The following is a 22207-nucleotide window of genomic DNA, read 5'->3' as shown; positions in this document are numbered from 1 at the left end:
TGCACTAGGATTTAGGAGGTGACGCACTTGCTAGACACGGACGGTTCGAAGCCGATTTATGTACAAATTGCAGAGTGGATTGAGAAGACCATTATTGATGAAACGCTGCCCGCCGATGAAAAAGTCTATTCACAATACCAGCTGGCAGAACTTTTCAACATTAATCCGGCAACGGCAGGAAAGGGGCTGACGTTATTGCTTGAAGCAGAAATTATCTATAAGCGGCGTGGTCTCGGCACATTTGTGGCACCAGATGCACGCGACAAGTTGCTGGCCAAACGGAAAGAAGAAACGCTACGGCGACTCATTCAAGAATTGCTCACCGAAGCCACACTTCTTGGTGTTGATGAGCATCACCTACTGTCAATGATTGAAGCAGAACGCGCACAAAAAAGGGGGAATGACTCATGACTGTGATTGAATGCAGCAATGTCACAAAAACATACGGGACTCATCAAGTGCTAAATGATATGAATTTCACCATCGGAGAAGGCGTGCTAACTGGTGTGATCGGACGAAATGGGGTCGGTAAAACGACGCTGATGAAAATGATTGCCGGTTTCCTAAGAGAATCTTCTGGAACTGTACAGGTTTTCGGCGAAAAACCCTTTAATAATTTAAAAGTATCGGCAAACACGATTTTCATTGATGATGCCATGAACTTCCCGGACGCAATGACTTTGCAAGATATTTTGCATGAGTGTCGGCGCTTCTATCCAAATTGGGATGCAGACCTCGCTGGTCGCCTCATCAGTTATTTTGGATTTCATCAAGTGGCAAAGCATCGGTTTTTATCGAAAGGGAAAAAGAGCACGTTCAATGCCGTCATCGGGATTGCTGCGCATTGTCCACTCACCATTTTTGATGAGCCGACGACAGGCATGGACGCTGCGGTACGCAAAGACTTTTACCGTGCACTGTTAAAAGATTATTTGGCTCACCCGCGGACGATTTTATTGTCGAGTCATCATATGGAAGAAATCGAGGATCTGCTTGAAGATATTCTGCTTGTTCATGATGGGACGATTCAATTCCACGGTTCTATCACTGTCCTTCAGGAGATGTTTGTTACATTACAAGGAAAGGCAGAGCTGTTGGCCATCCACACTGAAGGTAAAAACATCGTTAACCAACACACGCTTGGCCCCTATGCTGAATGGACAGTTGAAAACATATTTACTGAAGATGAGATCAAACGACTAAAAGCGGACGGCATAACCATTTCACCTGTTTCAGCGAATGATACTTATATCGCTTTAACCGCCAAAACGAAAGGAGCAATCGATGATGTATTTGACCGAACCGAAATTCTTTGACATTGTCATTCGGCAATTTCGTTTTAAGATGAATGCTAATGCAGCGGCGTTCACGACACTTGTTCTTTCGCAGGTTGTCCTGCTTTTCGCAAGCCTAAGCAATGTGTACTCACATAGATTTGATACGATTACTACCTATGAACATAACCTTTCAAACGACACAATTGTATGGTTTACCTTATTTTGGGCACTCATTTTAGGATTTATATTAACGTCTGCCGCACAACGAAACGAGTCTTTTGCGTTTGTGACGAATCGGTTAAGCTACCAACTAGCCAATTTCCTATTCATACTCACCGCTTCCGTTATTGGCGGGGTCACATCTGTTTTGACTGGCTCAGTCGTGAAATTATATGCGCTCTTGCGATTTGGAGATATCGTCCTTGGTACACCGGGTCTTATTGCAGCACCGTCTGACTTTTTCATCAGGATTGCCACAGCCATCGCTTATACGATGCTGTTCTTTATGGCAGGTTATACAATCGGCATGTTTATCCAACTGAATAAGATTTTTATTTTACTATTCATAGGGGGGTGGATTTTCCTAGAGATCATAGATAGCACATCGGGCGGCATCTCTTTAACTCAAAATGGTTTCGCATTTTTCGGGAGTGAACGTTCAATTGCTCTCTTTTTATTGAAGGTGAGCGGTACTACTCTTGGGTTATTTGCTATCTGCATAGCTATTACAAATCGCTTGGAGGTAAGAAAATAATGGCTTACGGAATCATTTCTCTCTTGCCCATTCTTTTTATCATCGCCATCGTATTCTTCTTTCTCAGATTACGTAAAACCGCCGTCAAGCGGGCAACTATTCACTTCAGTAGAAAGCTACATTTCGCCTTGATCACCGGCTATGTGGTATTTCTACTCGCAGTGCTCGTTATTTCAGAATTCGTTGAGCAACAGCATCAGCCACCTTCTTTTACAAGCGAATTAACGGAATCAGATTACTTCGAACTCGATAACTCCATTAGCTCTGGTGAAATCAGTGAATTCATCCCTTCTTCACTGCTCATTGAAAAAAGGACACATCCAGCAGGCGAAAAGCTCAAAATCCAAAATTCTTATGACAGCGCCTATATCTATATCGAACGAAAAAATGATGCTGATGAAATCATTGAGGAGTTTATTTATAAACCAATGCTATTTTTCGACCAGCAGGATGCTTCTGATATGGTTAATGTGACGAAACCGATTTGGAAAGATGCTACAATCACCGTTCCTAGACAGCCGCTTACTGAAATTCGGAAAGCCACATTTCATGATGCTACTTTGTTGAACCAAATGACCAGCAAGGGCTTTCGTAATCCATCGATAGGTAGCAGTACCTCAAGACCTCTTATTATCCATTTACTTGTTCCAAAAGATGTCGTAATTGAAACATTAACGGGAGGATATATCGAATTCGTTGAAAAATAACAAAAGGACCGAGCCCCCTAGTGGGAATCGGTCCTTCTCTATTCTTCCGCCTTCTTCTTACTCCCCGCAATCGATAACCATGTCACACCAATCAGCATGACAATTCCTCCAGCTAATTGCCACATGCCAAGTACTTGGCCAAACCATAGGACAGAGATAACCATTGCAGTCAGTGGCTCAAAGCTCGATAATATGCTTGTTTCTACCGGAGATATGTATTTCATGCTACTCATGAATAAAATGAATGCCAGCGTGCCAACAATAATAACAAGGCAGAGCATGGCTGTTACGCCCCAATCGGCTAGATAATCGAGATGGAGGATAACATTCAAGGGATTCGTCACAAAAAGTGTCAATCCGCCGATAATCATTGCCCAACCGATGACGAGTAGTACGCCCCATTCTTGCATAAGTCGGACCGGATACAATGTGTAAAATGAAAAAGTGAATCCTAGTGCAATTCCCCACGCGACCGCTACTTTACTTAAGGCAAATCCGGAGAATGAGCCATTCGTTAATAGTAAGAAAAGCCCGATAAGCGTCACGAACATCCCTAATACTTGTACCACGGGCGGCCATACTTTTTGCGTAAACGTTACAAAAATAATAATGAAGATTGGCGCAAGAAACTGAAATAACGTCGCAATAACTGCGTTACTTGATTCAATGGAGGCTACAAACGTGAATTGAACGCCAAGCATTCCTAGTACCCCAAAAATCAATAATTGCCGCGCCCAAACCTTTTGTTTCCACGGAAGGCCTATCCGTTTCCCACGCAATTTCAACATGAATAGCAAGCAAGTCCCTGCAATTAGCAGACGTACTGTAAGCATGTAGGAAACCGACATGTCGCCATTCAACAGGATCCACTCCATCATAGGTCCTGTGGCACCCCAAAGCATAGCACCTGTGATAATCATCACAATACCCTTTATTCTTCCCACCTTTTTACCCCCTACATGCAAGCCGTAATATCTATATATAAGTAAATTGTCACTTACCTTTCATTTTCATGATGTACAGAAGGGAAAACTTCTTTATAATAGGAGTATAGTACATTCTAAACATGATACTAGCACCATTCACTTATGACCTATCATAAACCCGTAAGAACTCGGAAGTCCATCACAAATCCTATCTCGTGATGAAACAAGCGAGTATCTTGCTTTTTCAAATTTCTCACAGAAAGGAAGTGTAGGTTGGCTTTTCTTTTGACTAAAGTTTTAAGCCTTTGCCAGCCCTAAATCATGACAAAAATACAGAACGATAATCTTGCGCCCGAATCACTCGAACTACCAGATATCATGAATAGCCTTGAGCAATTTTATATGGTAAGTCGCATAGATAGCGAAGGTTCCATCTTCTATGCCAATAAAAACTTCTTGGAAACTAGCAATTGGACACCCAAACGGATTCTTGGCAAAACCTTATGGCAAATGTTCCCTGAGACAGATGCAGGCCAAAACCAAGCACACGCTGTTTGGAGCTTTGTCACAAGTGGCAAGACATGGTTTGGCACCGCCGAAAAAATAACTCGCCTAACTAAACCTTACTTCGTCACTATGATCGCCATTCCCTTTATGAATGATGGTGGAGAACTTGCTTCTGTCACACTCCTTGAACTCGATATCACGGATGATGTGCGCTTACGGGAGCAACTCCAGCAAATTGCCTACATCGACTACGAAACTGGACTGATGAGTCGGTATAAGCTTGAAACAGCTGTAAATCAATCTATCGCAGAAGATAAGCATTTCTCGTTTGTCTACATAACGATTGATCATTTTTATACGTTAAAAGATTTGCAATCCCCCGAATTGGAAAAAGAACTGATTAAATCATTCACTAATCGCCTGAAGCGATTTTTCCAAGATAATCCGATTGCACGAATTGGTGTCAACGAATTCGTTGTTCTTACGCCGTTCGGAGACTGGTATGTACAAGGTTTTCTAGAATTCTTGGAGCAACAACCCATCTATATCGAAAATAGCGCCCTACCACTTTCCGTCAGCGGGGGTATCGTTCGTTACCCAGAAGATCAACAAACATACACCCATCTGATTAAAGCTGCATTAGTCGCGACGAAGGAAGTAACAGACAATGGCGGCAAAAAAATCGCCTCTCTATCTGCCGCATCCCACCAAGAACTGAATAGGCGAGCAATCATCGATCGCAAGTTGCTGACCGCGCTAGATCATAATAATTTACACGTCGTCTACCAACCGCAATTTGATGTGGCAACAGACACAATAAATATGTACGAAGCACTTGTCAGGTGGGAAGATGACGAGCTTGGTAACATTGCACCGGACGAACTCATTCCAATCGCGGAAGAAAACGGGCTCATCCACGAAATTGGCGCATTCGTCCTGGAAGATGCCGCTAAATTGGCGGCTGAATGGAACAACAATGGACACGACATCGATATCGCAGTAAACACTTCTGTACGTGAGTTTAGCAATTCTCGCATGAAAGACAAAATCGCCAAAATCTTTGAAGAAACAGGCTGCCCTCCAAGCAGCATTCAACTTGAGATTACGGAGAAATTTGCACTTCAAGCCGAAGAAGAACAGTCCATCACCCTTCAGATGAAAGAGTTACAAGAAGAGGGCATTAAATTCGCGCTTGATGATTTCGGAACGGGTTATGCATCATTCCGTTTCTTGCAAAGTTTACCTATCTCGAAGGTTAAAATCGATAAGCTATTCATTCGCTCCCTATTAACGCATCCAAAGACCCAACAACTTGTCGAAGGCATGATTAAGCTCGGAAAATCAATGGGTTTATATGTTGTTGCAGAGGGAGTCGAAACGAAAGAGCAATTTGAACTGCTCAAAACCATGGGTGTAGACGCTATCCAAGGCTATTATATTAGTGCTCCTGTTAGCGCGGATAAAATTGTATTTGATAAATAAGAAAAAATGGAGTGCCTTGAACACACAAGGCACTCCATTTTCATATTACTTTCCTTTTTTTCCTTCGCATGCTCGTTTTGAAAATCAGTTGGATCATCACTTCTGCAAAAACAAGCCCCATTGCAATAGCACCTGAAACCATAAAAGCACGCGAGGCAAACGAAATGGACGTTATATAATCATTTTCAACGATATGACGCATCGCATTATAAGCCATCCCTCCAGGAACAAGGGGTATGATTCCCGCAACACTAAAGATAATCATCGGCATTTTGAAGCGTTTAGCAAATAGATGTGCAACAATGGCGACCGCAAAAGCACCAAGGAAAGAAGCTTGCACAGGATCACCTGAATACTGATTGAACGTACTATAAATAAGCCAACCCGTCATTCCAACAAAACCGCAATAGAATAACATCTTACGTGGTGCGTTAAAAATAATTCCGAACCCTGCCGCCGCTAGAAAACTGAGTACCGCCTGTATCACCCATGCCAATATTCTTCACCTCACTTTTTAGGACACGTACAAAAACTACACTAAAAAGATAAAACAAGTGCCACACCAGCACCAATGGCAAAAGCCGTTAGAAATGCCTCTGCACCTTTTGATAAGCCAGAGACAAAATGACCTGCCATCAAATCGCGGACCGCATTCGTTATCAGTAGCCCCGGAACGAGAGGCATGACAGATCCGATAATGATTTTATCCAACTCTGTCCCAAGTCCTACATGGATTGCGCCGAAACCAATGAGACCGATAAATAATGCAGCCACGAACTCTGCAAAAAAACTTACTTTCGTTAGCTCTTGGATTTTTGTCGCGATGAAAAATCCGATTCCACCAGCAAAAACAGCTGAAGGGACATCAGACCAAAAACCTTCATATAAAATAAGAAAACACCCGCTTGCGACAGCCGCTGCGATCACTTGCATCCATAACGGGAACATGACATTGGATTGTTCAATTTCTTGTAGTTTGGCATACGCTTGTTCAAGCGTATATTCGTCTGTCGATAGCTTGCGTGACACATCGTTGACAAGCGCTACTTTTTCTAGGTCCGTTGAACGACTTTTAATCCTAATCAGTTTGGTATGATGCGGACTCCCTGGCGTAAAGATGATCCCTGTTGGCGTGACGAAGCTATGTGTCGCGGACAATTCCTGCGTTTCAGCTATGCGTTCCATCGTATCCTCAACACGATACGTCTCGGCGCCCGCTTCCATCATAAGACGCCCCGCGAGCAGACAACAATCTATCGCCATTTCTTTATCAACTGCTGACATTTTCGCTTCCTCCAGTGCCCTTTTGAATAATCTTAACGAAGCAGACTGTAAATAACAATGTGCAAAGTCAAAAGATTAAAGTTATCACCACACCATTTTACTTATCCACGCATAAAGCCTGTTCAAAAGTTACCCACAAGTGGGTAACTTTTTTAATTCACAGAACAAAAACGGACCAGCATTAAAGCCGGTCCGCCTGTTATCCTGTCATATCAATCCATTTTCACGCCACTAATCGGCGCAAATGTATCCAATCTATAATTATTAATTTCCTTCATGGAAACCGTATACAAATTATCTTTACTATAAAGCATACGTTGAATCTCTTTATCCCAATCTGCGTATTGCTCTCCCCGTGTATTCTTCGTCAATAAATCCCCTTTCAACACAATCCCTTTTTCGGGCGTTATCTCGTAGACAAGCGCTCCCGAACTTTGAAGCTCAACATAATGGTCTTTGCCGGTTTCATCGTACACCATGACTGGGAAACCGTATAAATTACGCTCTTTATGCTGGAACAAGGCCTTATGGTCATATTGAATAGGTGAATAGGTTCCTCTCCCACCAATAATTGCCGTATCTTGCTCTTTCGGATTCGCAAAATCGGTAATATCAAACAAAGAAATTTTCATACCCATCGTTAAAATGTTCGGTTCTCCGCCTTCTGGATTTTTCTCAGCAACCGTTTCGTAGCCGAATCCAATAAGATGATTGTCGTCCAGCGGGTGCAAATAATTACTGAACCCCGGAATCTTTAGTTCGCCGAGTACTTTGGGAGCGGCCGGGTTAGCTACGTCAATGACAAAGAGTGGATCCGTTTCGCGAAACGTCACCATATACGCCTTATCTCCCATGAAGCGTGCGGAATAGATACGCTCGCCTTTCGCAAGTCCTTTGACAGAGCCTGTGAGTTTCATGTTTTCATCCAATATGAAGAGATGATTTTTGGATGGATTTTTGTCATCCCATGTAGTCCCTTCCGTCATGACAACACGAAAATGGCCTTTATGTTCATCCATCGAAAACTGGTTCAGCAATTGACCTTCTAACTCCGCAGAACTGTGGAACGTCACACTGGTTCCTTTCAATGCAAACTTGAACAGCTCAGTATTTGCGGTACCTGGATTCCACATCATCGTATCTGTTGCACCTGCATTAGCAATTGGCATATTATCATATGAAGTTGCAGTGAGATAGAGATTTTTTTCTGACATATACAACTGCTCGCTACTGCCTAAATAACCTTTTGTGACGACTTTATTCGTAGCTGGTGATGACAAATCGATAGCTGTTATGACCGAATACGATGGTTCCGTTGCGCCAGGTAGAATCGCAATGTCTTTGTAATCGATTAACTGAGCGTCCGCACTACCTTTGGAATCGTACATACTCGGACGCAACACATCTCCATCAAACTTTTCCAAAGCCCAGAAGTATGGGCGCACATTCGTGATGAAGTACAGCATATCCCCCGTTTTCCGTGCACCATTCAAATAGCCTTCCGCGCCAACTTCACGAATCAATGTTGGACTTTTTGGATTCGAAACATCGTACAACCGCACCATTGTCATGCCGTTTACAGGCATCAGCCTTTTGCTATCACTCGCATTTTCATTTTCCTTATAAGGTTCATATTTCTCACCTAGGACGACCAGCGTTTTACCACGGAGGAATAATTGCGACGGATAAAATCCTTCCTCCATTTTAATAGACGCGGCTTTTTGGATACTTTTCGGATTTCGAATGTCTGTAATCAACACTTTACCATCGGCAACTGCGTAAATATAATCGCCATCCGTTTTGACAATATCGGCTTCATCGACCCCTTCCACCTGGTTGTTCGTCGTCGAATGATCGGATGAACCCGTTGATTTATTTGCCGAAGAATCGGCAAGGTCTGATTCCTCTGTCTCCATTTCTATGCCCACATTGGGTTGTTGCACTTTCGCACGCTCAAAATATGCGATGAGCTCTTTGGCAGAGGCAACAGATTTGAGTGTTTCACCCAGGCTAAACTTGAATGTATGCGCATCGTACCTCTTGCCATCCACCACTCTGGGCTTCACATGAAGTGTATAGGAACCCGGTTCAATTCCATTTACATGAGCCGTCTTTCCCTTATTGCTAAGTGTAATATCCGCCGTTACCCGTTTGCCTTTAACATTGGTAACAAAAAGATCGTTCAACTTTACGGTCTTGAAAAAGTCTTTGCTCCATCCTTGATCGGCAACCTTACTGGTAGCTGCCACCACCGTCTCTTGATTGGTTAAAGCAGAGGATGTAATTGCACCTACGGTAATAAAAACGGCTGCGATGAGTCCAATAGTCGATTTTCTCAAAATGACCAACCCTTTCCTTTTCGTTTGTTACATCATTAGACTCTGATCGATTGATTTGGTTACACTAAAAAGAAATTATTTTCTGAAAGATTGCATTCTTCTTATTCCACTTAATTGATATAGTCGTTTAGCTCGTTCGATGACTGGGGATAACTTCTTTATAAGTCAGATGTCTAGGAGGAAATTACTCAATGAAGGATAAATACGAAGAAATTGATGGGAACATTCAAGGGCAAACACAGAATCAACAACCGGGTGTAGAAGCTGAAATGGAACCTGCACCGCTCTATGACGATGCGAACTATAAAGGATCGGGAAAATTAAAAGGGAAAAACGCTTTGATTACAGGTGGAGATAGTGGGATTGGACGTGCAGTAGCGGTTGCTTTTGCCAAAGAAGGTGCAAACGTAGCCATCGCTTATCTGAGCGAGCAAGAGGATATTGATGCAGATAAAACGGTGAAACTGATTGAAGCGCATGGTGTGAAGGCACTGAAAATCCGGATTGACATTAGCGAGGAAGAACATTGTGAACAACTGATTGACGAAGTTGTTGATGAATTTGGCAGTTTGAATATACTTGTCAACAATGCTGGGAAACAGTTTCCACAAGACGATATCCTCTCCATCTCAAGTGACCAACTTCGTGAAACGTTCGACACGAACTTCTTCGGCCTGTTTTATTTAACAAAAGCTGCTTTGCAACAAATGACAGACGGCGATGCCATTATCAATACATCGTCTATTACGGCCTATAACGGCTCGGTAGATTTGTTGGATTACTCTGCAACAAAAGGAGCAATCACTTCGTTTACGCGTTCGCTCGCACTGAACTTAGCAGGCAAAGGCATCCGCGTAAATGCTGTCGCACCGGGTCCCATTTGGACGCCACTTATCCCGGCATCGTTTGATAAGAAGAAAGTCAAACAGCATGGTGCAAACACACCGGTAAAACGACGTGGCCAACCTGCCGAAAATGCGCCTGCTTATGTATTTTTAGCTTCCAGTGATTCTAGTTATATGACCGGACAAACCATCCATATTGACGGTGGGGATTTTGTAGGATCCTGAACAAAAGCGCTGGAGCCTAGACGCCAAATCTCTACGTTACAACTTATCCACAGTTCGAGATTTTATAATTTTCTATGTAAAAACAAATACGCCTTCCGGAGAAGTATTTCTCTGAAAGGCGTACTTTATTAGCATCATTCTTTGCCTAATACCTCAATACATGTGACGACTCCTCTTTGTAAATCTTCACGAGACCAGCTCGGAATATTACCATGCTGAATAGCCAGTTCATGTGAAGCTGGGATATGAAGGAAACCGGCTTTCATATCAGCTCGCTGTTCATGCGCAAAATACAGCGCACGGTACATGACGTGATTGCATAAATAAGCGCCCGCCGTATTCGAAATCTCAGCAGGTAAACCTTCCTCTTGCAATGCATTCACCATTTCTCGAACCGGCAGTGTTGAAAAATAACCATCCGCTCCATTTTCTTCAATGGGTTCATCAACAGGAGCATGTCCACTATTATCAACAGGCCCGTCACTCACATTGATAGCAATTCGCTCGGGTGTCATTTTAGAACGTCCTCCTGCTAGACCTAGAGAAATCACTGCATCAGGCTGAATGTTTTCGATATGTCCCATCAACACATCCCCCGATTTTTTGAAATCCACAGGCAGTACTTCACTATGTATGTGATACCCCCCGATGACTTGTCCATGTAACTCTTCAACAATCTGCATCGTCGGATTCACCGGAAATTTCAAGAACGGTTCGAAGCCAGTTAACAATAGTGTTTTCAAAATTCACACACCCCTTTTCTTTTGAGTATAACTGAAATTATTCATAGTATCATACATACTAATAAGAAAAATTATCACGCCTGTTGATTAGGTAAAAACGACAAAATACTTAGACTCCGTGTATCGTTTTTTTTTGGAATGCTTTGGATTGAACGCTTTCTATACGATTACCGAGATGTCTTGATCTGTGGGGCGACTTCGCCGCCCCACAGACTTTTTCGGTAATCGTATGGTAATCGTTCATCCGGCGCTATCCAAAAACACAAATACACAGAGTACAAATGCTTTATGGGAATAAGTGAATAGAGAGTTTCTTACTTGGTGAAAGGCGGCCAAAGATGCAATTTTGGCCGCTGACGCTCTCCTATCACGGTCTTTTCTATTGTTATTCCTGGAAAATGTCACTTTTTATACAGTAGTACATGATGAAAAGTAAAGAAAGAACGCATTGTTTAACGTGCAAACCGGGCTGTCACAGAAAGTCGGATTTCACTGTCTTTCTGGCCAGCCCCTACTCACTTAAAACTCGCCAAAAACGAGGGGGTATGGTGGAAAATATCCTTAGCTTATGTTTTCTGCGGAATGTTGGCGTGACCCCACCTAGGGGAGAACGATTGATGGAACATGTAAAACAGGATAACGAACGCTTAAAGAGAGAATTAGAAGTTACATATGAAAGAATAGAAGCATTACAAGAGATAGTGGGCTTCCGTCGAAGACATAATTTTTAAAATTAAGGATATTATAGTAATAATACATCGAAAGGTTGGGTAAAATGAAAAAGATAATATTAGTAACAATTCTATTGGGGGTCTATCTTTTGGCTTCCAACCTAATAAGGAATTTGAATCTTCCACTTCTCAATCAAGTGTAATCAAAGCATCAGAACCCCATTCAAATGATGCTTCGCTGATTAGTTTTCCCAAAAATCCATTAGATAAAATCTCAGAACAATTTCTCTTTGGTACTTGGAAAATTGATAAATTACTTGGATTTAATTATATATATAATGACGCGTCAGAATACCCAAAAGGTCAGAAAGTCATTGGTGACGACATTGTTATAACTAGAGACTTGTTCTCGTCGGAAGATATTGCTAACTATAAGTCGTATCAGTATTCCATAGAAAATCCCAAAATCTATATTGATACGGTTTATTCTAATGCCGATGCATTTCTGGTTTATAGTAGAGTCAATCGATTAGAAGGCAACTTAGGGCTTAATCCCAATGATAAAATAAGGTCTATAACAATTACAAATGACAAAAACGATTTAAATCCTTTTAGTTTTTTTATTGTGAACAATGAAAGACTTATTTTACAGCTTGAAGCAACCTATTTTGAGTTAAAAAAGATTAATGATAAATAAAACAAAGCCCCTGACATCTGCCGTCAGGGGCTTTCCTTGTTATGCTTCCACTGTTTCCTTCGAATATCTTCTCTTATAAAGAAGCGCGAAGTAACCGAATGTAATTACCAAACACGCAACCATGAATCCAACGAGAATCCCGTTGTTCATCCAAACGAATGATAGGTCACCCATCGAAATAGCGCCCTTGAACGCTTGGACGGAATACGTCATCGGCAGTAATGTGTTGAAAATTTGCAGTGGTGCTGGAATCAATTCAAGTGGGAATGTCCCCGCACTTGTCGTCAACTGTAAAATAAGGATGATAATCGCGACGAAACGTCCTGGATCACCCATGATTGACACAAGCATTTGGACAATCGCGATGAATGTGTAGCTTGTAATAATTGCCGTTAGAATGAACATCGGCATATTATTGACTTCCATTCCAAGCGCAAATTTGATAATCACTACTGCAATCAGTGCTTGCAACAAGCCTACAATGGCAAGAACGGATACTTTACTGAAGAACCATCCCAATGCGCCTGTTGGTTTCGTCGCAGGCTCCACAAGTGGGAAGACGATGGATAGCAGTAATGCGCCAACAAATAATCCGAGTGACAAGAAGTACGGTGCAAATCCTGTACCATAGTTCGGCACATGGTTAATACCTTCCTTCTCAACATCCACAGGGGATCCTACCATGCCATACGTTTTGTCTGTCGGATTCACTTCACTCGCAGTGCCACTCGCTTCCGCTAGTTTTTCTTGCAGTGTTAGTGTCCCTTCATCCAACTCCGCTAAACCATCAGCAAGAGTTCCAGATCCATCGGCTAATTCTTGCGATTTCGATGCCAATGTATCTGTTCCTTCTTTCAGCGTACCTGACCCTTCTGTCAATGAAGCAAGACCAGATGCCAAATCAGATGAGCCTTTCTGCGCCGCCGTTACACCTTCCGCTAATTGTGCTACGCCAGATGCAAGGTCTTTGTTTCCTGCCGCTAAGGCATTTGCTCCTTCGAGAAGTTGTGTAGAAGAGCCATTCAATTTGCCGAGTCCAGCTAACGCTTCGCTATGTGCGCCAGCAAGTTGACCAGCAGCACCATTCAATTCTGATGCCCCTCCTGATAACGCATTCGTTCCAGCAGTCAATTGTTGCATGCCTGCCGACAGTTCAGTACTTCCTTGTTTCAGCTGTCCAAGTGCTGCATTCAAAGCCGCCTGCTGTTCTTCCGGAAGCGATCCAATCAATGGTGCAAGTTGATCCGATAACTGATCGATGCCGCCAGTTAAATTTGTTGAACCTGTTGCTAGTTTTCCAGCTGCCGCGTTTAGTTCGGATGATTTCTCACTTAACGAGCCAATAGCTGTGTTGAATTCTTTCTCTTTTTGGCCAATCTGTCCATAACTGGCTGCCAGTTGCCCGACACCTGCTGTATAATTTGCGATGCCATCGTTCAATCCACCAGCACCCGCTTCAGCCTTTTGTGCTCCCGCTAGCAGATCCGCGGACCCTTGCGATAATGCGCCAAGCCCTTGATTCAACGTAGCAGCACCTTCCGCCGCATCACTCGCTCCTTTGGCAATCTTATCGGAGCCATCTGCCAGTGTAATTGTGCTACTTGCTAACGTTTCAAGATAGCCTTTCAATTCATCTGCACCATCTACTAATTTAGTAGCTCCGTCATGCAATTCACCTGCACCGTCCGCCGCTTCACCAAAACCATCACCCAATTCCATAATGGAATCAAATAACTTCTCTGCATAAGTCGAAGCAACTTGTTCGTTCACTTCCGCACGAATTCGGTCCATCGCCGTTTCTCCAATTTGTGCGGATAGGAAGTTGAAACCTTCATTTGGTTTATAAACCATTGTCAATTTCTCCGGATTATCATCCAACAGCGTTGTTGCATGCTGCGAGAAATTTTCCGGTATTTCAATGACGACATAATAATCTTGGTTTTCAAGTCCTTTTTCCGCGTCTGCTTTCGAGACCTTCTGGAAATCAAACTGCTTACTGTCGACTAATTTATCGGTCACTTCTTTCCCTAAGGTTAGCTTCTCGCCCTCCATTTCTGCCCCTTTGTCTAAATCGACAATTGCGACAGGTAGATCTGACATATTGGCATAAGGATCCCAAAACGCCCAGAGAAACATTCCAGCGTACAAAACAGGGATAAACAAGATTGCAATCATTGGCACAAGCATTTTTCGCGTGCGCAGCAATTTTTTCCATTCTCCCCAAGTCATTGATTTCTTCATATTACACACTCCTCTAGAACTAGTTGACCACTTTCCTCAAATGGTCATTAACGAATAAAAAAACAAGTCTCAGACTAAGAGACTTTTGAAAATGGTCCCACTCAATAATGCAACAATACGCTGTTCTTCAAGTTCCGTATCATGGTTTTTTCCCCAATCAGCCACAAGTGCCATGTATGCTTTAAACAGCAAATAAGCGACAAGCTCGGAATCACAAGGTTTCAACTCACCCCTAGCTACCGCCTTTTCAATCTTATTTTTGATATAAGAAACAATTTCTTGTTCTATTGTTACAAGCACTTCAATCACTGCTGGTGTCCGAAGTTCTTTCTCTTCATCCACAAGCATGGCGTACAATTGGTGCGTTTCACGGAATTTAAGCATACGCATGAGCCTAGCATGTGCATTTTGTTCAAAGGATGCACCTTCAACAGCAACCGAATCTGCTTCCACTCGCATCTCATGGATCATTTTCACAACAATTGCATTGAACAACTCTTCCTTGTTGGCAAAAAACGTATAAATGGTTCCTTTGCCAACGTTCGCAATCTTGGCCACTTGATCCATCGTCGTTGCTTTGTAGCCGAAAAGCGAAAATGACTTTGCTGCCGCCTCTAAAATCTCTTGCCTGCGATCCATTTCTCCACCTCACTTTGAAGGGATTCATTTACTGACCGAAATACAATTCCGGTCACACAGTCATTATATTACGCCGGATAGGGGAATGATGCAAGCTTTTTATTTGGAATGAACTATGATTGGCATTCAAAGTTTGTTCATTAGTGAAATAGGATTTTGGATGCAATAAAAAAACCCAGAAAAGGGTCACTCCTTCTCCAGGCTTCAACAATTATTCTGCTTCATTCATCCAACTATCATAGTAGGACTCCAATTGTTCCTTCATAACAGTCACTTCCGCCGTTAATAATTCATACTTCTCCCAATCCGTTTCACATTCCATCTCTTCTTCTAATGAAGTGACAGCAAGTTCAAGCTTTGCAATTTCTTCTTCTACATTTACAGTTGCCACTTCTTTTTTCGGTTTCCGCACCTCTATTGACACTGGCTCGGTTATTTCAACCACCATGCGACTTTGAAGCTCCTGCCATTTGTCACGTGCCCAATTATACGGACCGTCAAACGTCGTAATCACGCCGTCTTCCAGCCACGCTGTGCGTGTGAATAATTTATTCAAAAAGTAACGGTCATGTGAAACCGCAATGATGGTACCTGTGAAATCTTCCAGCGCTTCTTCAAGCACTTCGCGTGATTCAATATCCAGATGGTTCGTCGGTTCATCCAACACAAGGCAATTGATATCTTGATGCATGAGCTGCGCCAAACGAAGTCGCATCCGTTCCCCACCACTTAAATCACCAATGCGCTTGAACACATCCGGCCCGTAAAACATGAATTTTGCTAATAGATGACGCGACTCTCCCTCTGCCACTTGGACATCTGCACGAAAAACATCGATAAGACGGGCTTTCGGATCAGCAATTTCAAAATGCTGTGACAGGAATCCTACTTTCACATTGCTCCCCAATTTGCTAAGACCACTATCCACCGGCAACTCGCCTAATAAAATCTTCAAAATCGTCGATTTCCCACTACCGTTGCGGCCAACAATTGCCGTTCGATCCTTCCAGTAGACATGAAAATCGGCTTCTTTCAATAATGGCTGTTGCCCGAATGATTTCGTAATACCTTCCATGACAACCACTTCCTTGCCACTTCGGGGTGCAGCTTCAAACGACAACGCCATTTTCTTCGGATCGATCAACGGCTTTCGTACCTTTTCCATTCGTTCCAACGCCCGTTCCATATTACGTGCTCGTCGGTGTAAGGCCGCATTTGGAGGATTGGCCTCGTTAGCCCACAGCCGAAGCCGTTTAATAGCTTCTTTCATCTTTTTAATCTTCTTTTGCTGCTCTTCGTAATCTTGAAATTCTCGCATTAGCCGCTGTTCTTTTTCTTGAAGGAAAGCCGAGTAATTTCCGTAATAAAGGTGAAGTTCTCCCTCTTCCAAATCAGCAACCTTCGTTACGACACAATCTAAAAAGTAACGGTCATGCGAAACGATGACAACTGTTCCCTGATACTCCGTTAAATACTCCTCCAACCACTCGACTGCGAATAAATCCAAGTGATTCGTAGGTTCATCCAATAACAGTAAATCGGGCTTCGTCAATAACAGCTTGCCAAGCATAATCTTCGTTTGTTCGCCCCCACTGAGCTGTCCGAAAGATCTCCCTACAAATGCTTGTAGTTGCAAACCATTGACTACCTTATCGATTTCCGAATCGATGGCATAGCCGTCACGCCGAGCAAATTCTTCCTGCAGATCTCCATATTGATGTAGCAATTTACTCATATCATCATGCTGGGGAGTAGCAAGTTCTACTTCCAACTGCGCCATTTTCGCCTGCATAGCCTTTAACTCTTCAAATGCGCTATTCAGCACATCAAGGCCCGTCGTTTCTTTGGCGAATGAAGGGATTTGCGCTAAATAACCAATTTTCGTTCCCTTTTTAAAATGTAGCGCACCGCTATCTGGTCGTTCCGCTCCTGCAATAAGCTTAAATAATGTTGTTTTCCCACTACCATTGCGTCCAACGACACCTAATTTATCTCCTGTTTTGATGTCTAATGAAAGATTTTCAAATATTGTATTTCCACCTAGCATTTTGCTAATTTGTTGTATTGTACAGATCATATTTTCCGCTTCCCTTCGTTCTGTGGTCACAGCTGGAAGCAACTCCTGAAAAGCGCAAGGTGCCTAAACAACACAAAAAAGACCGCTTTTCAGCGATCTTTCCCTTAAAAAATTCTCGTAAGGAATGAGTGCTAAACAGCTGTGTGATTACTGAAATTGGCTAAAAAAGGACAGACGTATCCCGTTAGGCGAAATTTCATGAGTAATCGCACATGAAGTAGCTAAATATTCCAACAAACTTTCACGTGCATACACAGTATCTAACATCATTCCTCACCTCCGTTTCACTACTAGTGAGAATAGTTTAACATATCCCTGCACTAATTCACACTATTTTCTTGCTGAGATGATTAAAAACATCGGTCTGCGATTTTCGTCTTCCATTCCTGGAATTTCCTTCAACATGGCCTCGGACGGCACCGACTCCTTTACAGCCGCTAACGTAAAACCAGCTGCAATTAGATTATTCATATATGTGGACAACGTGCGATGATACTTCATAACATTGTCCGCCAAAAATGATGTTGTTCGCAATCCCTCAGTCTGATAATGGTCCACAGGCCAATGCAGACGGTTTCCTTGATCGTCATAATACCAATCTTGTTCATCACGGGCAGTGAATATTGGATGTTCTACCGAAAAAACGAACGTGCCACCTGGCTTTAAATAATCGAACACCTTCTTACAAATATCCTCAAATGATTTGATGTAGTGGAATGCTAATGAACTAATGACCACGTCAAATTGTTCATCGTCAAACGCAATTTCCTCAATCGGAAGCTGGACATACGTAATTCCGAGATCATCCGTTAATTCGCGTGCTTGTTGCAGCATGTTGGCAGATAAATCGACGCCTATCACTGAGCTTGCCTGCTGTTCACGAGCATAGCGACAGTGCCAGCCAAAACCGCAGCCTAAATCTAGCACCGTTTTACCTTGTAATGTCGGCAATAACGGCTCAAACATATGCCATTCCCCTGCCGCTTCAAGCCCTTTGACAGAGCGCTCCATTTTTTTATATTCCGTGAAAAAATGTTCATCATCATATTTGTTTTGTTTCATCCCAAACATCTCCTATGCATTAGAACTCTATTCTTCCATAATACCATTCACACAAAATTCAACAAGCTGGTAGATCAATTACACCACGGCCTAATTGCATCGAAACTTTGATGGTTTGAAGCTGCTAAAAAAGAGTGCCGAATCGCAATGATTCAGCACTCCCCTCATTTTAAACTTTATGACCGGCATAGAGAATCTGACCTCCCCTATTGTTGCTCCGCAAATTCCCGATACATGGCATATATTTCTGTCAGTTCGTCAAATCAAGTGCTACTAACTCCCGACCTCTCACACCACCATACTGTATTTAAGTACGAAAGTTGAGTGACTGGAATGGTTTGTACCTGAATTTATTTTAACCTAATAGGCACCTGACGCTAAAAATTCAACATCACTTTTTATAATAACGCACTTCAAACATTGTACAGCCCTGTATAGATTTCCAAGGCCCGTGCTCCATTCCAGGCGGCCGGGATGCTACCATTCCTTTAGTAAATTCCTTGCTTAATGTTAAATCGATCACTGAACCCTCAACAATATATAACTCTTCCCAATAATCATGTATCTGGACACCATTTGGCGAAGTGTCTGTACCAGGCTCAAATTCAAGAATACGACAAAGATTTTTTGATTCAGGGTCTTGCGAAATAACTCTTTGATTCAAGCCTTTCACTGGGCCTTCGATCGGTTCTGCTAGAAAATCTTGATATTTAGTAAACTCTACTTTTGGTCTGGACAAAGTAACCCCTCCATCAAGCAATTTTATCGGAAACTTCCTACCGCCTTATCCTATCTCTTCTTGCAAATATTCCAATCGATAGTGATGAGTTATCACTCGATCTAGTACGGGATCTTTCATTTCAATTACATACTCATCTCCATACGCCAACGAACTTCCGACTGTTCCAATAGTTCCTGAATAAAAAACATTTCCATCCCGATTAATTTCCATTTCTTCGAAGTTCTCAATTAAAGCTTTTGGAGACATAAGATCACCGCAAGTACCTTTTTGATATAGCTCTTCTTTGCCGTTTGATTTGATCCAACATGTTAATTCAATTTGATCCCAATGATTCGCTACATCTTCAAATTTCCAAACCTCTTGCGCTAAAATATTGGGGCATGCTTGCTTAGACATTGCGACACTGAAGGTTTCAAGTTTCCGGTCAGTATGATCGCTCCCCACGGTGACATACATTGTGTTATTCGACCAGATTACTACGTACTCAATTTCTCCGCTTGTTTCCTGATGCTGAACTTGAATAGTGTCTGAATAGGTAGCCAACTGATTCGACACTGGATACAATGTTGGAATAGTTGAAGGAATTTTAACGCCTAACTCCGACAATTCATCGATATGCGCTTGTACTTTTTCCTGATTCACTCCTGCATAACCTGCATTAAATATGTTTTTCACGCTAAGTTCTAATTTTCTATCACTATCTTGAATGTTTAGTATCAATTTGTTTTCCATTCTTCGTCACGTCCTTATTCATTAGTATAATTCTGGTACTCTGCTTGAAAATACGGGTACATCTTTTCGTATTTTTGCAACGAGATCCAAAGATACATCATTTACGATCGTTTCTTCGCGCTGTTCTTTTCCTACTGATAATTCACTTCCCCATGGATCTATAATCATAGACATCCCGGCATATTCAACATTGTTATACTCCCCGACAGAATTACATGAAACGACAAACATTTGATTTTCAATGGCTCGCGCTTTTTGTAATGCATGCCAGTGCTCTTTTCTAGCTGTTGGCCACTCCGCCACAACATGGAGCACTTCAGCTCCTTGAAGCGCCAATTCTCTCGAAAGTTCCGGGAAACGTAAGTCGTAGCAAATAATTACGCCCATCTTAACGCCGTCCAATTCAAATACACGTACTTTTTTCTTTCCACCTTCTAAATAAAGATGTTCATCCAACATTGGGACAAGATGAATTTTATCGTATTCATAGATGAGTTCCCCCAACCGGTTCACCACAAAAGAAGAGTTATAAATACGATCATTCTTTTTATTAGCTACAGAACCGCCAATAATATTCACATTAAACCTTTTCGCAAGCTCTGCTAAAAACGGAACTGTATCCTGCCCGTTCTCTTCCGCCACTTCCTCCAGAACAGCTAAGTTATAACCGGTCGTCCACATCTCAGGCAGAACAAGAATATCCGGGGAGATGGATTCCATTGTCTTTTCCACCCACTCCTTTACTTTCCCCCTGTTTTCAGACGGCTTTCCAGCTATAATATCCATTTGATAAATTGCATACTTCAATTTCATTTCCCCCTCTATTTCCACTGTGGTATGTGGCATGCCACAATAGCTAAATAGTTATACCAATGCTCGATCTGGACGAACAACAAACCAAAGAATAATAGCAAATGCAACAGGTACAATACTCACTAATAAAGTAGCCTCCCAGCCAATGTTTTGAGCAAGCCATCCACACAAAACGGGAGATACAAAAGCGCCAAGATTTCCCCAAAGATTCATCCAGCCGGATACAGAACCAGAAAATTCATTCCCCAAATCCATGACCGCTGACCATGAAGCGATCACCGGAAATCCGAGTGCACCTAACGAAATTGTCAACCATACTACATTCATCCACGGAATCGTAGCATACGCCGCCAAATACATGGATCCTGCGAAGACCACTAACCCAGCTATCGCAAGCGAACCCCGTGCAATCATTTTTGATTTCCCTTTTTTCACTAACATATCGGAAATTGCTCCACCTGTCATAACCGTGATAAATATGCCTAACCATGGTAAACTCGCTGCGAATCCCATATCGCCTAGCGAAAAGTTTCTAGCTTCCATCAAATAGGTTGGCAGCCAAACTAGAAAGAAGGTGATAATATACAAAACAACAAAGTATTGAATACCAAGCGCCCAGAACCGACCATTTTTCAAGAATTTTTTCCAAGGTGCAAGAGCCTTTTTGTCTCCTTTAACCGCTCGATTCTCCATAATTACTTTTAGTTCTTGCTTGTTTACCAATGGATGTTCCTCTGGTCTATCGCGACCAACTACATACCAGATTAATGCAGCCAGTATGCCCACCGCTCCAAAGATATAAAAAACAGCTTGCCATCCCCATGCTTGAAAAATAGCGACAGTTATCACAGGGGCAATCACTGGACCAAAATAAGATCCAGCTAACAACGCACTTGCGGCCCTCCCTTTTTCCTGTTGCGCAAACCAATGTGTATTAAATACTACGTTCCCCGGATACATCGGCCCTTCCCCAACCCCAAACATAAAACGTACAAGCGCTAATAACCCATGAGATTTAACAATCGCCGTTAACCCCGTAAATACTGACCACCAAATTAAGGCAATCATCACAATCTTCCTTGCCCCAATACGCTCCGCAATGATTCCAGCAGGAATTTGAGAAAGCGCATATCCTAAAGAAAATATTGATGCCAACATACCAAATTGAACCTTGCTCATATTCAAATCTTCCATCATCGGCTTGGCAATTATGGCAATGTTAGACCGATCCATATAAGCAATCAATCCAATAAGGAAAAACATAAAAGCCAACCACCATCGGACGCGTGATGGTTTTTTAATTTCTTGATCCATCGCCTCTTCTACTAACTTTGCTGCAGATACCTTGGACATATATTTCCCCTCCCCCTTCGAATGTAAACGCATACATTTCATCCGATTCTTATCGTTCCCCCATTAAAACAATAAGATTCGTAATCATCCC

Annotated in this window: 20 protein-coding genes; 6 read left to right on the top strand and 14 right to left on the bottom strand. The window is 42.4% G+C overall.

What is annotated here, in order from left to right; translation table 11 throughout:
- Positions 1 to 27 precede the first annotated feature (27 nt).
- Genes ACIQ0H_RS07490 through ACIQ0H_RS07475 form a run of 4 tightly spaced genes read left to right on the top strand, consistent with a single transcriptional unit; the run spans position 28 to position 2738 of the window.
- Entirely contained in the window at positions 28 to 411 is a 384-nt protein-coding gene (locus ACIQ0H_RS07490; RefSeq protein WP_403412948.1) for a GntR family transcriptional regulator, read from the top strand.
- Positions 408 to 1316: an ABC transporter ATP-binding protein gene (locus ACIQ0H_RS07485; RefSeq protein WP_403412946.1), complete on the top strand. Its 909-nt coding sequence runs from the start codon at positions 408 to 410 to the stop codon at positions 1314 to 1316. The genes ACIQ0H_RS07490 and ACIQ0H_RS07485 overlap by 4 nt, the downstream gene beginning before the upstream one ends.
- Positions 1288 to 2031 carry a hypothetical protein gene (locus ACIQ0H_RS07480; RefSeq protein WP_403412944.1) on the top strand — a complete coding sequence of 248 codons (744 nt, stop codon included), beginning with the start codon at positions 1288 to 1290 and terminating at the stop codon, positions 2029 to 2031. Before ACIQ0H_RS07485 ends, ACIQ0H_RS07480 begins: the two co-directional genes overlap by 29 nt.
- A complete protein-coding gene (locus tag ACIQ0H_RS07475) occupies positions 2031 to 2738 on the top strand; it encodes a hypothetical protein (RefSeq protein ID WP_403412942.1) in 708 nt (235 codons plus the stop codon). The genes ACIQ0H_RS07480 and ACIQ0H_RS07475 overlap by 1 nt, the downstream gene beginning before the upstream one ends.
- 38 nt (positions 2739 to 2776) lie before the next feature.
- Here the strand turns inward: ACIQ0H_RS07475 and ACIQ0H_RS07470 are convergent, their stop codons facing one another.
- Positions 2777 to 3682 carry a DMT family transporter gene (locus ACIQ0H_RS07470; RefSeq protein WP_403412940.1) on the bottom strand — a complete coding sequence of 302 codons (906 nt, stop codon included), beginning with the start codon at positions 3680 to 3682 and terminating at the stop codon, positions 2777 to 2779.
- Between the two features lie 303 nt (positions 3683 to 3985).
- Between ACIQ0H_RS07470 and ACIQ0H_RS07465 the strand changes: the two genes are divergently transcribed.
- On the top strand, positions 3986 to 5653 hold the full coding sequence (locus ACIQ0H_RS07465) for a sensor domain-containing protein (RefSeq protein WP_403412938.1): 1668 nt from the start codon (positions 3986 to 3988) through the stop codon (positions 5651 to 5653).
- 40 nt (positions 5654 to 5693) lie between these two features.
- On the opposite strand, the gene ACIQ0H_RS07460 is transcribed toward ACIQ0H_RS07465, so the two are convergent.
- The 3 genes from ACIQ0H_RS07460 to ACIQ0H_RS07450 all read right to left on the bottom strand — a co-directional run bounded on the left by ACIQ0H_RS07460 (position 5694) and on the right by ACIQ0H_RS07450 (position 9276).
- The gene (locus ACIQ0H_RS07460) at positions 5694 to 6149 is read right to left on the bottom strand and encodes a threonine/serine exporter family protein (protein WP_403412936.1); all 456 of its coding nucleotides are present in this window, start codon (positions 6147 to 6149) and stop codon (positions 5694 to 5696) included.
- Positions 6150 to 6190: 41 nt separating this feature from the next.
- Positions 6191 to 6937 carry a threonine/serine exporter family protein gene (locus tag ACIQ0H_RS07455; protein ID WP_403412935.1) on the bottom strand — a complete coding sequence of 249 codons (747 nt, stop codon included), beginning with the start codon at positions 6935 to 6937 and terminating at the stop codon, positions 6191 to 6193.
- A 212-nt stretch (positions 6938 to 7149) separates the two neighbouring features.
- On the bottom strand, positions 7150 to 9276 hold the full coding sequence (locus tag ACIQ0H_RS07450; RefSeq protein WP_403412933.1) for a beta-propeller domain-containing protein: 2127 nt from the start codon (positions 9274 to 9276) through the stop codon (positions 7150 to 7152).
- Positions 9277 to 9467: 191 nt separating this feature from the next.
- Between ACIQ0H_RS07450 and ACIQ0H_RS07445 the strand changes: the two genes are divergently transcribed.
- Positions 9468 to 10346: an SDR family oxidoreductase gene (locus ACIQ0H_RS07445; protein WP_403412931.1), complete on the top strand. Its 879-nt coding sequence runs from the start codon at positions 9468 to 9470 to the stop codon at positions 10344 to 10346.
- Positions 10347 to 10480: 134 nt separating this feature from the next.
- On the opposite strand, the gene pcp is transcribed toward ACIQ0H_RS07445, so the two are convergent.
- The 10 genes from pcp to ACIQ0H_RS07395 form a co-directional block, all read right to left on the bottom strand.
- Positions 10481 to 11089, bottom strand: coding sequence for a pyroglutamyl-peptidase I (pcp, locus tag ACIQ0H_RS07440; RefSeq protein ID WP_403412930.1), 609 nt, complete (start codon positions 11087 to 11089; stop codon positions 10481 to 10483).
- A 1407-nt stretch (positions 11090 to 12496) separates the two neighbouring features.
- Entirely contained in the window at positions 12497 to 14698 is a 2202-nt protein-coding gene (locus ACIQ0H_RS07435; RefSeq protein WP_403412928.1) for a YhgE/Pip family protein, read from the bottom strand.
- A gap of 69 nt (positions 14699 to 14767) precedes the next feature.
- Complete coding sequence (locus ACIQ0H_RS07430) at positions 14768 to 15337, bottom strand: TetR/AcrR family transcriptional regulator (protein ID WP_403412926.1); 570 nt, start codon at positions 15335 to 15337, stop codon at positions 14768 to 14770.
- A 211-nt stretch (positions 15338 to 15548) separates the two neighbouring features.
- Entirely contained in the window at positions 15549 to 17414 is a 1866-nt protein-coding gene (abc-f, locus tag ACIQ0H_RS07425; RefSeq protein ID WP_403413446.1) for a ribosomal protection-like ABC-F family protein, read from the bottom strand.
- 147 nt (positions 17415 to 17561) lie between these two features.
- The gene (locus tag ACIQ0H_RS07420; RefSeq protein ID WP_403413445.1) at positions 17562 to 17681 is read right to left on the bottom strand and encodes an RAxF-45 family protein; all 120 of its coding nucleotides are present in this window, start codon (positions 17679 to 17681) and stop codon (positions 17562 to 17564) included.
- Positions 17682 to 17744: 63 nt separating this feature from the next.
- A complete protein-coding gene (locus ACIQ0H_RS07415) occupies positions 17745 to 18476 on the bottom strand; it encodes a class I SAM-dependent methyltransferase (RefSeq protein ID WP_403412924.1) in 732 nt (243 codons plus the stop codon).
- Positions 18477 to 18867: 391 nt separating this feature from the next.
- Complete coding sequence (locus ACIQ0H_RS07410) at positions 18868 to 19215, bottom strand: cupin domain-containing protein (protein ID WP_403412922.1); 348 nt, start codon at positions 19213 to 19215, stop codon at positions 18868 to 18870.
- Between the two features lie 45 nt (positions 19216 to 19260).
- A complete protein-coding gene (locus tag ACIQ0H_RS07405; protein ID WP_403412920.1) occupies positions 19261 to 19950 on the bottom strand; it encodes a DUF2848 domain-containing protein in 690 nt (229 codons plus the stop codon).
- 21 nt (positions 19951 to 19971) lie between these two features.
- On the bottom strand, positions 19972 to 20757 hold the full coding sequence (locus ACIQ0H_RS07400; RefSeq protein ID WP_403412918.1) for a carbon-nitrogen family hydrolase: 786 nt from the start codon (positions 20755 to 20757) through the stop codon (positions 19972 to 19974).
- 57 nt (positions 20758 to 20814) lie between these two features.
- The gene (locus ACIQ0H_RS07395) at positions 20815 to 22116 is read right to left on the bottom strand and encodes an MFS transporter (RefSeq protein ID WP_403412916.1); all 1302 of its coding nucleotides are present in this window, start codon (positions 22114 to 22116) and stop codon (positions 20815 to 20817) included.
- Positions 22117 to 22207 lie beyond the last annotated feature (91 nt).

The organism is Sporosarcina sp. NPDC096371 (assembly GCF_044762865.1).
In the GTDB taxonomy this organism is placed as follows: Bacteria; Bacillota; Bacilli; order Bacillales_A; family Planococcaceae; genus Sporosarcina.
The sequence above is the reverse complement of the archived record's forward strand: the minus strand, read 5'-3'. Positions and strand labels throughout refer to the sequence as shown.